The organism is Glutamicibacter sp. AOP5-A2-18, from assembly GCF_052446055.1.
Taxonomy (GTDB): Bacteria; Actinomycetota; Actinomycetes; order Actinomycetales; family Micrococcaceae; genus Glutamicibacter.
The window spans coordinates 2,779,145-2,793,955 of the sequence record NZ_JBQSVW010000001.1; the positions used below are offsets into that span (position 1 = coordinate 2,779,145).

Annotated in this window: 16 protein-coding genes; 4 read left to right on the forward strand and 12 right to left on the reverse strand. The window is 57.5% G+C overall.

Going from position 1 to position 14,811, the window contains the following annotated elements; all coding sequences use genetic code 11:
- Positions 1-2 precede the first annotated feature (2 nt).
- The 9 genes from ACT3RW_RS13335 to ACT3RW_RS13375 form a co-directional block, all read right to left on the reverse strand.
- Positions 3-611, reverse strand: coding sequence for a hypothetical protein (locus tag ACT3RW_RS13335; RefSeq protein WP_444614057.1), 609 nt, complete (start codon positions 609-611; stop codon positions 3-5).
- A gap of 152 nt (positions 612-763) precedes the next feature.
- Positions 764-1,048: an HU family DNA-binding protein gene (locus tag ACT3RW_RS13340; protein ID WP_028268375.1), complete on the reverse strand. Its 285-nt coding sequence runs from the start codon at positions 1,046-1,048 to the stop codon at positions 764-766.
- Positions 1,049-1,320: 272 nt separating this feature from the next.
- Positions 1,321-1,605 (reverse strand): HU family DNA-binding protein, encoded by a 285-nt coding sequence (locus ACT3RW_RS13345; RefSeq protein WP_061954273.1) that lies wholly within the window; start codon positions 1,603-1,605, stop codon positions 1,321-1,323.
- Positions 1,606-1,778: 173 nt separating this feature from the next.
- Entirely contained in the window at positions 1,779-2,774 is a 996-nt protein-coding gene (locus ACT3RW_RS13350; RefSeq protein WP_444614058.1) for an SDR family NAD(P)-dependent oxidoreductase, read from the reverse strand.
- 22 nt (positions 2,775-2,796) lie between these two features.
- Positions 2,797-3,768, reverse strand: a complete 972-nt coding sequence (locus ACT3RW_RS13355; protein ID WP_444614059.1) for an ABC transporter substrate-binding protein — start codon at positions 3,766-3,768, stop codon at positions 2,797-2,799.
- The gene (locus ACT3RW_RS13360; RefSeq protein ID WP_444614060.1) at positions 3,765-5,093 is read right to left on the reverse strand and encodes an LLM class flavin-dependent oxidoreductase; all 1,329 of its coding nucleotides are present in this window, start codon (positions 5,091-5,093) and stop codon (positions 3,765-3,767) included. Before ACT3RW_RS13360 ends, ACT3RW_RS13355 begins: the two co-directional genes overlap by 4 nt.
- The gene (locus ACT3RW_RS13365) at positions 5,090-6,121 is read right to left on the reverse strand and encodes an LLM class flavin-dependent oxidoreductase (protein WP_444614061.1); all 1,032 of its coding nucleotides are present in this window, start codon (positions 6,119-6,121) and stop codon (positions 5,090-5,092) included. Before ACT3RW_RS13365 ends, ACT3RW_RS13360 begins: the two co-directional genes overlap by 4 nt.
- On the reverse strand, positions 6,118-7,203 hold the full coding sequence (locus ACT3RW_RS13370; protein WP_444614062.1) for an LLM class flavin-dependent oxidoreductase: 1,086 nt from the start codon (positions 7,201-7,203) through the stop codon (positions 6,118-6,120). The genes ACT3RW_RS13365 and ACT3RW_RS13370 overlap by 4 nt, the downstream gene beginning before the upstream one ends.
- A complete protein-coding gene (locus ACT3RW_RS13375) occupies positions 7,203-8,168 on the reverse strand; it encodes an ABC transporter substrate-binding protein (protein WP_444614063.1) in 966 nt (321 codons plus the stop codon). Before ACT3RW_RS13375 ends, ACT3RW_RS13370 begins: the two co-directional genes overlap by 1 nt.
- Before the next feature lie 173 nt (positions 8,169-8,341).
- On the opposite strand from ACT3RW_RS13375, the gene ACT3RW_RS13380 reads away from it, so the two are divergent.
- A complete protein-coding gene (locus tag ACT3RW_RS13380) occupies positions 8,342-9,175 on the forward strand; it encodes an IS5 family transposase (RefSeq protein WP_444613281.1) in 834 nt (277 codons plus the stop codon).
- 30 nt (positions 9,176-9,205) lie between these two features.
- Here ACT3RW_RS13380 and ACT3RW_RS13385 read toward each other — a convergent pair whose 3' ends face one another.
- On the reverse strand, positions 9,206-10,012 hold the full coding sequence (locus tag ACT3RW_RS13385; protein ID WP_444614064.1) for an amino acid ABC transporter ATP-binding protein: 807 nt from the start codon (positions 10,010-10,012) through the stop codon (positions 9,206-9,208).
- A complete protein-coding gene (locus tag ACT3RW_RS13390; RefSeq protein ID WP_444614065.1) occupies positions 10,009-11,085 on the reverse strand; it encodes an amino acid ABC transporter permease in 1,077 nt (358 codons plus the stop codon). Before ACT3RW_RS13390 ends, ACT3RW_RS13385 begins: the two co-directional genes overlap by 4 nt.
- Positions 11,086-11,375: 290 nt before the next feature.
- Here ACT3RW_RS13390 and ACT3RW_RS13395 point away from each other — a divergent pair, with 290 nt between their 5' ends.
- The 3 genes from ACT3RW_RS13395 to ACT3RW_RS13405 are packed head-to-tail and all read left to right on the forward strand — an operon-like array spanning position 11,376 to position 14,425.
- A complete protein-coding gene (locus ACT3RW_RS13395; protein WP_444614066.1) occupies positions 11,376-13,298 on the forward strand; it encodes an FAD/NAD(P)-binding protein in 1,923 nt (640 codons plus the stop codon).
- Between the two features lie 9 nt (positions 13,299-13,307).
- A complete protein-coding gene (locus ACT3RW_RS13400) occupies positions 13,308-13,835 on the forward strand; it encodes a GNAT family N-acetyltransferase (protein ID WP_262199468.1) in 528 nt (175 codons plus the stop codon).
- The gene (locus ACT3RW_RS13405) at positions 13,832-14,425 is read left to right on the forward strand and encodes a J-domain-containing protein (protein ID WP_444614067.1); all 594 of its coding nucleotides are present in this window, start codon (positions 13,832-13,834) and stop codon (positions 14,423-14,425) included. Before ACT3RW_RS13400 ends, ACT3RW_RS13405 begins: the two co-directional genes overlap by 4 nt.
- Before the next feature lie 79 nt (positions 14,426-14,504).
- On the opposite strand, the gene rpsN is transcribed toward ACT3RW_RS13405, so the two are convergent.
- Positions 14,505-14,810, reverse strand: coding sequence for a 30S ribosomal protein S14 (gene rpsN / locus ACT3RW_RS13410; protein WP_131088982.1), 306 nt, complete (start codon positions 14,808-14,810; stop codon positions 14,505-14,507).
- Position 14,811: the final 1 nt, after the last annotated feature.

Here is a 14,811-nt window from a genome sequence, read left to right on the forward strand (position 1 = left end):
TCTTAGGCAGCAAGAACGAAGGAAGGTGGCCCGCGGCGTTCGGGCAATCGCCCCAGTTGCGCCAACTTGGGTTGAAAACGCAAAGGGAAGTATGCCGGCAGTGCGCGAGCTTCAGGAACTTGCACACGGACAAGCGAAAGGATTTTTCGGGCAGTCGACAAAGTGAGGCATGAGGCCAGAGCCCCGAGCAAACGCTCGCCGCAGTGAAGCACGATAATGCTGACTACTGCAGCCATGACGTGTGCATAAAGCATTGATTCACTATGTGCGTTGGCATAGTGGGAGCTGATGTTGTGCGCCAGTTCGATGCTGCGCCCGGTGTGCTGGATGTGTTCCATGCCAGCAACACCAGTACTGTCATGGCTCATCACCAACAGGCTCAGATGGAACAGTCCTTGACTGGCAAGCACCACTAAGCTGGTAGCCCAAACGGAGAATTTTTTGCCCACTAGCGTCATGGCGATCACCGCAGAAATGCAGCTGATCAGGCCCATGGCTACCAACGACATTTGTGTTGGAGCGCTATGCGCGTGAGCTGCAAAAGCCGTCCAAGTGCACACGCTTGCCGCCAACCAGCCGCGCATAACGCGGGTTGCGGGTTTGTGTGGCACGGTTTGCAGCCTGTTCTCCATGATCGGTGTTGAGCACGCCTGATTCTACGCGAAGTAGAAGATCCGCTCAAACGCTGTCAAAAAGAAGACCCGACCTGCCTGACGGAAAATCTCCGGCAACAAATCGGGTCTTACTCAAGCTTTAGAGAAGCTTACTTCTTGGCAACAGCTGCCTTCAGCTTCGAACCAGCGGTCAGCTTGACCGAGTGGCCTGCTGGGATCTGGATTGCTTCACCGGTCTGTGGGTTACGGCCGGTACGAGCTGCACGATCGGTGCGCTCTACAGCCAACCAACCTGGGATGGTTACCTTTTCGCCCTGGGAAATCTGGTCGACGAAAACTTCGAAGACAGCATCCAGAACACCGTTAACGGCAACCTGGGAGTTTTCGGTCTTCGCTGCAACTGCAGCAACAAGTTCGCTACGGTTCATAGCCAATGTATGGTCCTCCTGGACTAGTGATCCAAAACCCGATTTCGGACTTCGAATGCCGCGCGGTCGCACGGGCTTATCAGTGAGAACATATCAAACGTTGAGGCCCGAAATGGCCGAAAACAGCCGAAATACCGGGATTTTTTCATCTTCTTACAGAATTCTTTGGCTAACGGCACCATTTTTGGGTTCAACGCCCACTTCTGGTACGCCAGTTAAGAACACAAGGCCCATCCCCCGGCATCGGAGAGTGGGCCTTGCTTAAGCTTTAGAGAGTCTTACTTCTTGGCAACAGCTGCCTTCAGCTTCGAACCAGCGGTCAGCTTGACCGAGTGGCCAGCTGGGATCTGGATTGCTTCACCGGTCTGTGGGTTACGGCCGGTACGAGCTGCACGGTCAGTGCGCTCCACTGCCAACCAACCTGGGATGGTTACCTTTTCGCCCTTGGAAATCTGGTCGACGAAAACTTCGAAGACAGCATCCAGAACACCGTTAACGGCAACCTGGGAGTTTTCGGTCTTCGCTGCAACAGCAGCAACAAGTTCGCTACGGTTCATAGCCAATGTATTGTCCTCCTGGACTAGTGACTCAAAACCCGGGTCCGGGTTTTGAATGCCGCACGGTCGCGCGGACTTATCAGTGTTGAACTTACCAGTTGTTGGCGACAAAATGGCATCATCACGCGGATTTTGCCGATTTCATCTAGAGAATCGAGGTGTGAAAGTTCACCTGAGCCCTATAGCGCGAAGGGATCTACTCCCTCATTCGCTTGTATCAATATCTCCCATGCCGCATCTTGAAGCACCTTGCTCCGAGTGACATTTGCCGGTCTGGCTAGCGTAATTCGGCCTTTGGAGGTCCATTGCGGGCCGAAGAAGACGCCGGGGGCACAGCGCTCCAACCCTTCGGTTAGCGCTGCCTCGACAATGGCCACCGAACCTTCATGTTTGCCCTGCGCGAAACTGCCCTGTAATCGACCCGTTAGGCGCTTTGCAAAGTCAGGTTCGTTGATTTCCTCAATCACCGGAGTGAGCCCAGAGACCGAATAACCCGGGTGCACGGCTACCGAACGAGACGGCCACTGCAGCTGACGTAATCGATGATCCAAACCAATTCCCATGCTTTGCAGTACAGCCTTGGACTGAACGTAGGCACGGTACGGGTTGTAGTCGTGCTCCAGCTTCAGATTTTTTGGATCGGTGCGCATCAGCAAAGTGGACATTGATCCAAGGGTGATCAGCCGTAGCTGTCCTTCCTTGAATTTCTCAGCCAATTCCCCGACGAGTCGGGCGTGTCCAATCACATTGGTGGTCATGGTTTGCTCATAACCCAAGGCTCCGGCTTCTCGGGTACTCGGGGTGTGGATCATTCCCGCGTTGGCCACTAGGATGTCCAGCTGACGCCCTCGAAGCTCGGCGGCCAGCGCCATCGCAGACAGGGCTGAAGCAGCGTCAAACTGCATAAATTCAACACTGGCCTCTGGCACTCGACGGCGGATGGCGGCCATGGCCTTTTCGGCACGTGACTGGTTACGACAGGCCAGAATCACATGCGCTCCCGCTGCAGCCAAACCCAAGGACGCAAAGAATCCTAAGCCTGCGTTGGCGCCGGTAACCACTGCTGTTTTACCGACGCCTAACGACTTCCAGCGCTCATAGTTGGCACGAATACTGGCCTGGGGCACGGACTGCCCCAACTGTTCTAGGGAACCCAAACGCACTGCACGATTCATGCTCCCCACGCTACTACAACCGTTAGCCTGCCAGACCTGGTGGGTTCAACCGAGAATCGGTAATTCCTTCCTCGCTCAAACCCCACTTATCCAAGATCTGTTTGTAGGCGCCAGATTTAATCAGCCCGTCAATGGCCACTTCTGCAGCTTCGGCCAGTCCGCTACCCTTCTTAGTGGTCACCGCGACCTGCGCGGTATCCGGCCACCCACCGGGGAAGGAACCAATCTGCTTAACTTCTCCGGCAGTCGCCTGTTTGTAGGCACCGGATGCGTTCGGTCCAAAGCTTGCATCAGCACGCCCAGAAAGTAGCGCCAAGGTTGAAGCCGAATCATCGTCGTAGTACTGGAAATCCACTGGTTTCAGACCCTTGGCCTGATTAGCTTTGTCCCACTCAACCAAGATCTTTTCCTGGTTGGTTCCCGAGCCGACGATAATCTTCAAACCAGCCACATCTTCGGCTTTTTTGATTGGCCCAATGTCCGAATCCTTATCGGCGTAGAACCCGAGCAGGTCCTCGCGGTAGGTCGCAAAATCAAACTTCTTTTTGCGCTCTTCGGTCACGGTCACGTTACTGATCGCGGCCTCGTACTTGGCTGACTCAATACCCAACGGCCAGTCCGCCCATGACACTGGAACAAGTTCTAATTCCAACCCGAGCGCATCGGCGAGCGCCGCTGCGAGGTCAGCATCATTGCCGATTGGTGTGGTGTTATCGGTGGCGTAAAAACTCAGTGGTGCTGAACTTGGTGCGGTCACGATGGTGAGCTTTCCGTCGGCCGAGATCTTTTCTGGAACCACCTTTTGAGCTTTTTTATTTACCGCGACGTCCGGACGCTCTTGCTGCGGGCTCGATAGCGCCGCGTCAGCAGCATTGGTCGGTGCCTGAGATTCGGTGTTCTCCTTGGCCTCGGATGGATCGGCGCACGCACTGAGGGACACCAAACCGATCAGCGCAAGGGTGGTGAAGGCGTAACGGGATTTGTGGAGCTTCATGATACTTCCTGCACTGTCTTGAGTCGCTGGATGGCCCGCTGCTCATGGGTTTCGTCGATGGTTAGTCCGAGGTTTTCTCGCAGAGTGTCCGCATAGGCCTGTGGGTAGACTCCGCGTTCCTGAAGCCGAGGGACCAGGTGGTTGACGATGTCATCAAGCCCGGTAGGAATCAGCCACGGGGTGATGTTGAAGCCATCAACCGCACCAAGTTCTGCGTACTGAGCCAAACGGTCCGCGATCTGATCATAGGAACCGGTGAAGGTGTGGTCCGCACGGTGTGAACGGGAACGGACAAACTCGATAATGTTCTGCCCCTTCTCCTTGGCTTCGGCACGCCATGCGGCAGCCAGCTCTAGAGACTTAGCACCTTGGAAGCCACTACCTCGGGTCACCGAGCTCTGCTCGACTACTGGATCAAATTCGGGCAGTGGCCCGTAAGGATCGACGTTCTCCAGTCGAGTACCCCAGAACTGTTCAAGGTAGGCCAACGCCTGGTGTGGGCCAATCTGGTGTTCGCGGACCCAGTGGTACTTTTCTTCGGCTGCTGCGGCAGTTTCTGCCACGATGAACTCAGCTCCGGGCATGATCTTCACCGAGTTCTCGGCACGTCCCACCTTGGCTGCACGAGCGTTGATGTCCTTGCGGAATTCCAGTGCGTCTTCCAGTCCAACGTGGGCGGAGAAAATGACGTCGGTCTGGCGGGCAGCAAAGTCGCGTCCCTCGGCTGAGTCGCCGGCTTGGAAGAGCACAGGCCGATGTTGTGCGCTGGCCGGAACGGTGCCGGTGTAGTCAACGTTGTAGTGATTACCGCGGTGGTGAACTGTGGAATCGTCCCATATCTGACGTACGGTACGAACAAAGTCCTCTGCATGAGAGTAACGCTCGTGGTGCTCTAGGTAGCCGCCTCGGCGGAAGTTTGCGCCGGTCCAGGCGTTGTGGGTGGTGACAATGTTCCAGGCAGCGCGACCCTCGGAAATCAGGTCCAAGGAGGAGAGCCGACGGGCCAAATCTGCTGGGTCGTTGTAGGTGGTGTTCTGGGTGGCTACCAAACCAATCTTGCTAGTTACCGCGGCCAGGGCTGCGAGCATGGTCTGTGCATCGGGGCGACCGGCCACATCCAGTTCATGAATGCCACCTAGGTGTTCACGCAGGCGCAGTCCCTCACCGAGGAAGAAGGCACTGAATAAGCCACGCTCTGCGGTCTGTGCAATCTGACGGAAGGAAGCAAAGTCAGTCTGGGATCCCGCCTTTTCGCTGCGCCATACGGTCGAAGAGTTCACGCCTTGGAAAAAGACGCCGAATCGTAGTTGGTTCTGGGTGCTCATGATGCCTCCTGGAAGCGGTTTTTGGCCACCGGCAGTGCGAAGGTTTCGCGCAGGGTGTCACCGTTGGGTGCCAGCAAGTTGCTGTGCTTCAGTTTTGGTAGTACTTCGTCAAGCAGTACGCTTGCGTCGATCCTCAGATCTCCCGGATGCAGGTGGACAAGATGTCGGCGTTGATCTTCCGGGTTGGCGGTAGCTTCCGCGAACTTTTTAAGGAAGCTAATGAGCTCATCAACACTGCCGATAAATTCGGCGCGAGGGGTTCGCTGCACGGATTGTTCGGCCGCCCGGCGGGCCCCGGTATCCCCTGCGGTGTCCAGATAAACGTCTAGTTCGATGGCTACCGCGCCCTTGCTGCTGGCGGTCTGTGCTTTGGCGAGTAGCTCATCAAGGTTGGCTGCGTTCACCTTCACCACGTCGGCACCGTTCAGTCGGCAGTGTTGCAGACCGTCGGGCGTAAATAGCGGGGCCGGAGCAATAATCGGCAACTGTCCCTGAGGTGGGCGTGGGGTGATAGCCGGGCCCTTGACCGAGAAGTTTTTCCCCTCAACATCCGCGTAGTGCAACTTGGTGGCATCTAGGTAGCGTCCGGTTGCCTCATCACGAATGACCGCGTCGTCTTCCCAGCTGTCCCAGAGTCGACGGTGGGTGGTGACCACGTCGGCAGCTTCGGTACTTAGCTGGTCCTCGGGCAATATGCTGCGACCTACTGCGTCGGCCTGTACCGAATCGTTCTGCGTTTCTAAGATCCATCCGGCCCGGCCGTGGGAAATGATATCTAGGCTGGCCAGCTGGGTTGCAGTGTGAAAGGGCTCGGTAAAGAGGGCATCAATCACCGGCAGCACCGCGATGCGCTGGGTTTTCGCGGCAACAAAACTGGCGCGTTGCACCGAGTCGAGCAGGCCATCACTGGAGAAGCTCACGCCGTGGAATCCAGCAGATTCAGCGCGTAACGCTGCTAGGGCCGAATCCTTCGGATCGTTACCGGCGCCATCAAGATTGAGCGCCAGCAGCAGGGAGTACTCACTCATACTGCATACTCCTTTTCTAAGGTGTTGTTGAACTGTGGATCTGTTTCGGTCCACAAGGTGGTCTCGGTTTTCACCAGCGGAATCACTTCCTTTGCGAAGCGTTCCAACGTTTCAATTTGTGCCGCATAGGGCGCGGTGGTTGGCAGCGAAATGGACTGCAGGTCGTGACCGAAGCTCTGGTGATAATCCAAGATCTTCTCGGCGACAAACTCGGGGCTACCCACCAAGAGGGGTCCTTCGGCCACCGCGTGCTCAATGCTGCGGTACGGGGTGTTGTTCCCCGGTACATCGCGCCGGTTAGTCAGTGCTTCGTACACCGGCCCAAATTCCTTGATGGCCGCCTTGGTGCTATCGGCCAGGTACACGCCTCCCGCCCCGCTGCCCGAACCTATATACCGTGCCGCCGGATCGTGGCCTGCCTGCGCATAGGCCAGCTTGTAGTGATCGATGAGCACCTTGTAATTTTCTTTGGGCTGGATCGCATTGGCCGAGAAGAGTGGGTCACCATGTTTGGCGGCCAGTTCTGCCGAACGAAGCGAGGTGGCCGAACCATGCCAGATCCGCAGTCGTGACTGGAACGGGCGTGGGCTGGTGGTGACCTGTTCTAATTCGCTGCGGAACCGTCCGGTGAAGTTCACTGGCTCATCGGCAAAGAGGGCTTTGAGCAGCTCGTAGTTCTCTTCGAGCAAGTCCCATTGATCCTCAACCTTCCTGCCAAAGAGCGGGAAGTGCGCCACTTCGTTGCCCTTACCAATTCCCAGCTCCAGGCGCCCATGACTTAACTGATCCACGGTGGCAAAATCTTCGGCTACGCGCACCGGATCAAGGATGGAAAGCACCACCACACCGGTGTGCAGCCGAATCTTCTTGGTCCGCGCGGCAATAGCCCCAAGGACAACGGCCGGCGAGGAAGAATTGAAGGCACCTGCGTGGCGCTCGCCTACTGAGAAGGAATCAAAGCCAAGTTCCTCGGCCCGCATCGCGGACTGCACTACCTGTTCAAAGCGTTGCGCGGTATCAACCTGCAGGCCGGTGATCGGGTCAGACTGGTGCGGAATAATGTCTAGTACTTGAAAACGCATTATTTGCCCTTGTAGTTCGCCGCGTTGATGGTTTCTGATTCCGGCAGAGCCTCTTCACTCAACGACCAGCGATCTAGCACCTTGGCGTAGGTGCCTTCCTTGATGGTTTCGTTCAGTGCCGCGGTGATCTGTTCAGAGAGGCGGTTGCCGGCCTTGGTTGTTGCGGCAACCAGCGTCTCATTAGGCCATCCGGCGTTGATCTTGCCAACCACCTTCAGATCATCACGTTGGTTTTCGCGGTACACGGTGGAAGGATAAGGCGCGATGTTCAAATCGATGCGTCCCGAGGATAGAGCCAAGATGGTGTCGGCTTCACTGGAGTAGTACTGCAGTTCTGCTGGTGCCTTGCCCTTGTCCTCTAGCTCTTTGTTCCATGCCAGCAGGATCTTTTCCTGGTTAGTCCCGGAACCCACGGCGATCTTCTTGCCCGTAATGTCGTCGGCTGATTTCACGGTGATATCGCTGTCGGCGCGAGCTTCAAAGCCCATAAACGCTGCACGGTAGGTGGAGAAGTCGAACTTCTTCACTCGATCCGCGTTCACCCCAACATTGGAGAAGACTGCTTCAAAGTCGCCCGATTCGGTTTTCAGCGGCCAGTTCTCCCAACTGGTCACCTGCAAGTCCAGTTCTAGTCCCAGCTTGTCGGCGACCAACTGGGCCAGGTCCACTTCGGTGCCGATCACGGTCTTTTCACCGGTGGCGTGGAAGGAGAGTGGTACCGAGCCGGCGGTGGTGGCCACGGTGAGCTTGCCGTCCTTTTTGATCTTTTCTGGGACCGCGTCGGCCAGCTTTTGATCTTTGGTGGAGCGGATGCGGTCTTGCTCTGGTGAGGTGTTGTAGGTTGTGCTGCTCTTGGCTTCAGCGCCCGAGGATGCTGCCGGGGCGGCGGCGCCTGGGTCAGCGCAACCGGCGAGGGTGAGCAGGCCGATCACAGAGAGGGCAGAAACTGCTGCGTACTTTTTCATGGTGCGAGTCCTTAGTGACAAAGCTTTAGAGATCGCGCCAATAGGTGTGCAACATCCGCAGTAAGTATTAATGACAGCGTAATTAACCACGTCAGGCACGTCATTAAGCAGTGAAGCAGGCACGGACAGTGTTAAACAAGGTTTGTCTAGAACCGTTTACACAAGAAGGTCACGTGCCTGCCCTACCATCTTCCATCATCGAGCCTCTCTGGCGCCAATTCGAAGCGTTGATCCCAGATCGGAACGTAACCCATCCACTGGGCTGCCACAAGCCACGGATCAGCGACCGGATCATCTTCGACAAACTCATCCAAGTCCTCGTCCTGGGCGCGGCCTACGAGAAAATCAGCGACACGACCTGCTCGGCCACCACCATCCGACGGCGCCGCGACGAATGGATCACCGCAGGGATCTTCCGCGAACTGGAGCAGATCTGCCTGGAATCCTACGACCGGATCATTGGACTGGACCTAGAGAATCTCGTCATCGACGGATGTCTGGTCAAAGCGCCGTGCGGCGGTGAAGCCGCCGGAAAATCCCCGGTAGACCGCGGCAAGCAAGGCACCAAACGCTCGCTGATGACCGACGGGAAAGGCATCCCGGTCGGCTGCATCACCGCAGGCGCGAACCGGCACGATTCCCCGTTGCTACGCCCCACGCTCGAACGCCTTTCCCGTTTCGGCTACCAGCTGCCAGAGCAGATTACCGTGCATCTGGATGCTGGATATGACAGCCGTAAAACACGGGAGCTGCTTACCGAGCTGGGTTGTGATTGGGAGATCAGTACCAAGGGCGAACCCTTGCAGGCCGGGGTCCGCTGGGTGGTGGAACGAACCAATTCGTGGCACAACCGGGGGTTCAAGAAATTGGCGATCTGCACCGAGCGCAAGGTCCGGGTCATTGACGCGTTGATCAGCCTCGCGAACAGTGTCATCGTGATCCGCAGGCTGATCGGGGAAGCGTGGGCGACCCATCGGTGGGATACGAGGCCTAATCGAAAGCCTTAAGAATCGTTTGTCCCCTATTGGCGCGATCTCTTAGATGTTAAAAGCCGGTTCGATGACTTTGGAGAGGAAGGATTTGGTGCGCTCGTGCTGTGGGTTGGCCAGTAGTTCTCTCGGGGTCCCCTGCTCCACGATTCGTCCGCCATCCATAAACACAATTCGGTCGGCGACATCGCGGGCAAACCCGATCTCGTGGGTGACGATGATCAGCGTCGTACCTGACTTGGCTAAGTCCTTGATCACTTCGAGCACCTCGGTGACCAACTCAGGGTCCAGCGCACTGGTCGGCTCGTCAAAAAGCACCACCTTGGGATCCAGGGCCAGGGCCCTCGCGATGGCCACACGCTGCTGTTGACCGCCGGAGAGCTGGCGAGGATAGGCATCAGCTTTATCCGCCAATCCCACGCGGGCTAGTAATTCTTTGGCCCGCGCCTGGGCTTTGGCCTTGGGAACCTTGCGAGCGTGGATGGGCGCTTCAACAATGTTTTGTAGGGCGGTCAGGTGCCCGAAGAGGTTGAAATTCTGGAACACCATGCCCACCTCGGTGCGCTGCGCCAAGATTTCTGCGTCGCCTCGTTCATGGAGTTTGCCGTTGCGCACCTTATAGCCGATCAATTCGCCATCGAGGCTGATGGTGCCTCGGTCCACCTTTTCCAGGTGGTTGATGGTGCGCAGCAAGGTGGATTTTCCTGAGCCCGATGGCCCAATAATGACCAAGACTTCACCCTGGGCAACATCAAGATCGATCTCGTGCAGAACTTGGGTTGTACCGTAGCTCTTGTCTACCGAGCGCACCGCTACTTCTCCGCGGGTGCTAACTTCTGTGGTTGCCAGGCTCATAGCTGTCCTTTCGAGGAATTGATCGAGGTGCCGGTGGCGGCGTGGGTTGTGAAGAAACCACGCAGTTTTTGTAACGGGGTTGGTGGCAAGGTGCGCAGTGCACCGCGGGAATAGTGACGTTCAATGTAGTACTGGGCCACGCTGAGCACCGAAGTGATCACGATGTACCAAATGGTGGCCACCAGCAGCATCGGCAACACTTGCTGCGTGCGGTTGTAAATGACCTGCACGGTGTAGAACAGTTCCGAATAGGCCAGCACGTAGACGATCGAGGTGCCCTTGACCAGGCCGATGATTTCGTTGAAGGCGGTCGGCAAGATCGCTCGCATGGCCTGCGGGAGCACGATCCGGGTGGAGCGGCGCCAGCGAGGAATACCCAATGCGGTGGCCGCTTCGATCTGGCCCTGGTCCACCGAGAGAATGCCACCGCGAATGATTTCCGCACTGTAGGCCGCCTGGTTCAGGGTCAGCCCCAGCACCGCGGCAGCAAACTGGCTGATCAGGCTCGTGGTCTGGAATTCGGCGAAGGTAATTGAGGTGAACGGGACCCCCAGCCGGATGGTTTCATACAGGTAGCCGAGGTTGTACCAAAGCAATAGCTGCACCAATAGCGGGGTGGATCGGAAGATCCAGGAGAAGGTCCACGACACCGAGCTAAATAATGGCGAGCTTGATAACCGCATCAGCGCCAGCACAAAGCCGAGCGCAAAGCCCAGGCTGCCGGAAATCAACGTGAGCTTCAGAGTCTGCCCGAGTCCGCGAAGAATGGATTCGGCGGTGAACCATTGCGCCACCACACCCCATTCCCACCGTGGGTTAGTAATCAACGAGTACAGGATCGCTGCGGCGATTCCGGCAACAACCACGGTGCCGACCCAGCGCCACGGATGGACCGCGGCAACCACCTTGTAGTCAGCAATAGCACTATCGGTAGTGTCGCTCGGCGTTACTACCGGCTGCACTGTCTCCGACTCGGTGTTCTGCACGGTGTTCTGAACTTTGTCCAGCGCAGTCTCCGGCGTTGTGTCCTGCACGGGATCTGGGTTGGTGACCCGGGTGGTTGTCGGTGGCATCGTTTGCTCCTTGTATGGCTTTGTTTCTCTTGAGGAACACGCTAGAGCCGTGGGGACGACCACCGCATCTGGCTAGTTCACGCTCGTTCATTCAAAGACACCATGTGTCGAAATGACGAAAAGTGACGGCCAAAACCGGGCGTTTTATAACGACGTGTTGCTGCTGCATCTCGGTCCGTGAACTTTGCGTCCTTGCAAGTCACACCCGCTAGCGTCGGACAAAGCAAGGCTCCTAATCTGGCGCTAACTACAGATTCCGCACCTACCGGCCGGCGGCGCAAAGGAGAAAAATGTCCGAGCAGCACATCGTTTTTATCGGCGGCGGCCCACGCACCGCGATGATTCTCGAGCGCATCAGTGCCAACCGTGAGTTGTTAGACAACACCGCCCTGCACCTACATGTCGTTGACCCCTTCCCGGTGGGTGCCGGACGCATCTGGCGCGAAGATCAAAGCCCGCTGCTTAAACTCAATTCGCGCGCCGCGGATGTCACGATGTTTACCGACGCGTCGGTGCAGTGCCTGGGCCCAGCCAAGGACGGCCCTGCCTTAGATCAGTGGGTGCAGCTTATTCGCGACGGGCAGCTTCACGATGTGCCTTCCCTATTGCTCACCGATCCGCTGCTGCGAGCCGAGGTTGCTCGCCTGGGTCCTGCCGATTTTCCGACCCGGCGTTTGCAGTCCTGCTACCTACGCTGGTTTTTCGCCCGCGTGCAGGCCTCATTTGCCAGCCCGGACGTCATCAAAATCCATCAGGATACGGCCGTGGATCTGCTCTCCGAGTCCAGCACCCATCGAGTGCTCCTTGCCTCAGGTCGTGAAATCGTCGCCGATCAGGTTGTCCTCGTTCAGGGTCACCTAGACGCGCGGTTGGAATCCGATGCCCGATCCCTAGAATTTGCCGCCCACGCCGACACCGCCGATCATTTGGGCTACATCCCGCCCGGCTACACCAACGACATCAACTTTCAGACACTGTCGGCCGGGACCGAGGTCTTGGTTTCTGGCATGGGGCTGGCCTTCACCGACCTATTTGTGCTGCTTTTTGAGGGCCGCGGGGGCAAGTTTGTTGCCGGCGAGAACGGAAGTTTGCGCTATCTGCCCAGCGGCCAGGAACCGAAACTTCTGGCCGGTTCGCGGCGCGGGGTTCCGTATCACAGCAAAATTCGCAGCACCACCACTGCGCCGCTGAGCACCGGTTACTTCACCGAAGAAGCCGTCAATGAATTACACGCGCAGCACGGCGAACTGGACTTTTTTGCCCATGTTTGGCCATTGATCGCCAAAGAAGCAGCCTTCTTTTACTACCGCGAAATTTTTGCCACGCCCCACTCATTCGCACCAAGTATCTGGAGCGAATTCCATGCCCGCTTCGATGCCATCTCTTGGTATTCGCCCGAACGCACAAGCCTCGTGGCCCAATTTGTCGCCCCAGAATTCCGGCTGGAATTTGAGGACCTAGAATTCCCGCTGCCCATCCCCCGGCCATTGCCCGCCCAAGGCCAAGCTCAAGAGCTCAACCAGCTGGTGCGCGAACATATCAAAGAGGATTTGCGGGTGCGCGATTCGGCCGATCATCCACAGTTCCAGGCACTATTTTTTGGTCTGCTCAAATCCTTTGTCACCCTGCCAGTCGTCGACGCCCTACTCAGTGACACCGGTCGAATTCAGCTAGCAGGATGGTGGCAAGGCTTCTTCAGCTTTGTCGATTCTGGCCCACCGGCGCACCGTCTGCGCGAGCTACTCGCCCTACACGAGGCAGGATTTATCAGCTTCTTGGGTCCAGAAACCTCATTCGGTTTTGACGCCAATCGCCAGCTTTTTTGCGCCCAAACCCTCGCCGGCGAAGTGCACGCTCCGTGGTTCATCGAAGCACGGCTACCATCGACCCACATTTCAACCAGCACCGATCCCCTGCTGGCCTCGTTGTACCACCAGGGATTGATCACCGAAGAACCCGGAGGTTCAGGAAAAATGCACATCACTTCACTGCGCCAAGTCATCGGTCGTGGCGGGAGCATCCACCGTTGGCTCTTTGCCACCGGTGCTACCGCCGGTCGATTCCAAGGCGGGGCGTTCTCCCGGCCGAACTCCAATTCCGCGCCCTTTGCTGATAGTGACGCGCTGGCCCGCGAACTGCTCTCCGCACCGGCGGCCATGAACCAGTGGGAATTAGCCGGCGCCATCGCCCAAACCCATCGGACCCTAGGCTAGAAGATCAAGATGACCACGCAACAGCAATCACCCAACCTCACCGCCCATGCCGTTTTGATTGGCGATCCTCGCCTAACCCCGCTCTTTGCCGGGCTCACCGTGGAATACACCCAGCGCTACGGGGATCGCAACGGTGCGGTAGCCGCCGAACTTGAGCGCTTCCCCGCCCACGAATTCACGGCCCCACTGGGACGATTTGTCATTCTAGAGGAGGACGGACAGACCGTTGCCGGTGGGGCGCTGCGTCGTTATGACCAGCACACCGCCGAGCTCAAACGCATCTGGACCCATGAAGACCACCGACGTCGTGGCCTGGCGCGTAGGGTTCTGCAGGAACTTGAGTTGGCCGCGATCGATCTGGGTTATACACAGCTCTACCTCACCACCGGTCCGCGTCAACCCGAAGCGCTTAAGCTGTACCTGAACGCAGGCTACCAGCCCCACTTTGATCTTGATGCCGACCCGTTAACCATCGGGCACCTGCCTTTCACCAAGGCGTTGCCCCACGCTCAAGCTAATGCCACGATAGGAGTATGAACCAACCGGAGAATTCGGATGCTGCGCTGAACGCCGCACGCTACGCCATGGGCAAGGCCAGCGATCAAACGCCTCTGCCGGTAGATGAGTATGCCCAGGCCACCGGCATGGCGCCGGTTCAAAAGCCCAAAACCCCGCTGCAGCTACACGCTGAAGATGAAGCGTGGGAGGTTGCCAATTCCGTGCTCGATGAGGCCTTTGCCCGTGGCGAGTTTGAGAACCTTGCCCTATCGGGGCAGAAGATCGACCACCTGACCAATAATAATGATCCAGACTGGTGGATGAAGTCGATGATGCGCCGCGAACAGATCACCGGTCTGGGCCCACCGGCGTTAACCTTGCGGGTTGAGGACGAACACTTGGAGCAGACGCTGGATCGTTTACCCACGCCGGCGGCAGTACGCGCGCACGTCGAGGACTTCAACGCCCGGATTATCGATGCTCGTCGCCAGCTACTTGGCGGTCCGCCGGTGATTACACCGCTGCGTGAGGTGGATGCCGAGGTCTTTGCTTGGCAAAGTCGCCGCGCGGTTGCCCAGCCAAAGCCAGCGATCACCCCCAAGCGCCGTTGGTGGCAACGCAAAAGCTAGTGCTTAAAGACGAACTTAACGGCAAAAGCCGCCCTCCCAAAGGAGAGCGGCTTTTGCTAAGTCAAATGACTTGCAGGTCTTACCAGGAAGACTTGGTGATGCCCGGAAGCTCACCACGGTGTGCCATGTCGCGGAAGCGAACACGGGAGATACCGAACTTCTGGAAGGTACCGCGTGGACGACCGTCGATCGCGTCGCGGTTACGAACGCGGATCGGGGAAGCGTCGCGTGGCAGCTTCTGCAGGCCTACGCGGGCTGCTTCACGAGCCTCGTCAGTTGCGTTTGGATCTACAAGAGTCTTCTTCAGCTCGAGGCGCTTCTCAGCGTAACGCTCGACAATGACCTTGCGCTGTTCGTTCTTTGCGATCTTGGACTTCTTGGCCATG

Bases quoted from the DNA above. Each gene is read 5' to 3' on its own strand.
- ACT3RW_RS13350 (WP_444614058.1), bottom strand. From the start codon at position 2,774: ATGAATCGTGCAGTGCGTTTGGGTTCCCTAGAACAGTTGGGGCAGTCC.
- ACT3RW_RS13355 (WP_444614059.1), bottom strand. From the start codon at position 3,768: ATGAAGCTCCACAAATCCCGTTACGCCTTCACCACCCTTGCGCTGATC.
- ACT3RW_RS13360 (WP_444614060.1), bottom strand. From the start codon at position 5,093: ATGAGCACCCAGAACCAACTACGATTCGGCGTCTTTTTCCAAGGCGTG.
- ACT3RW_RS13365 (WP_444614061.1), bottom strand. From the start codon at position 6,121: ATGAGTGAGTACTCCCTGCTGCTGGCGCTCAATCTTGATGGCGCCGGT.
- ACT3RW_RS13370 (WP_444614062.1), bottom strand. From the start codon at position 7,203: ATGCGTTTTCAAGTACTAGACATTATTCCGCACCAGTCTGACCCGATC.
- ACT3RW_RS13375 (WP_444614063.1), bottom strand. From the start codon at position 8,168: ATGAAAAAGTACGCAGCAGTTTCTGCCCTCTCTGTGATCGGCCTGCTC.
- ACT3RW_RS13385 (WP_444614064.1), bottom strand. From the start codon at position 10,012: ATGAGCCTGGCAACCACAGAAGTTAGCACCCGCGGAGAAGTAGCGGTG.
- ACT3RW_RS13390 (WP_444614065.1), bottom strand. From the start codon at position 11,085: ATGCCACCGACAACCACCCGGGTCACCAACCCAGATCCCGTGCAGGAC.
- ACT3RW_RS13395 (WP_444614066.1), top strand. From the start codon at position 11,376: ATGTCCGAGCAGCACATCGTTTTTATCGGCGGCGGCCCACGCACCGCG.
- ACT3RW_RS13400 (WP_262199468.1), top strand. From the start codon at position 13,308: ATGACCACGCAACAGCAATCACCCAACCTCACCGCCCATGCCGTTTTG.
- ACT3RW_RS13405 (WP_444614067.1), top strand. From the start codon at position 13,832: ATGAACCAACCGGAGAATTCGGATGCTGCGCTGAACGCCGCACGCTAC.
- rpsN (WP_131088982.1), bottom strand. From the start codon at position 14,810: ATGGCCAAGAAGTCCAAGATCGCAAAGAACGAACAGCGCAAGGTCATT.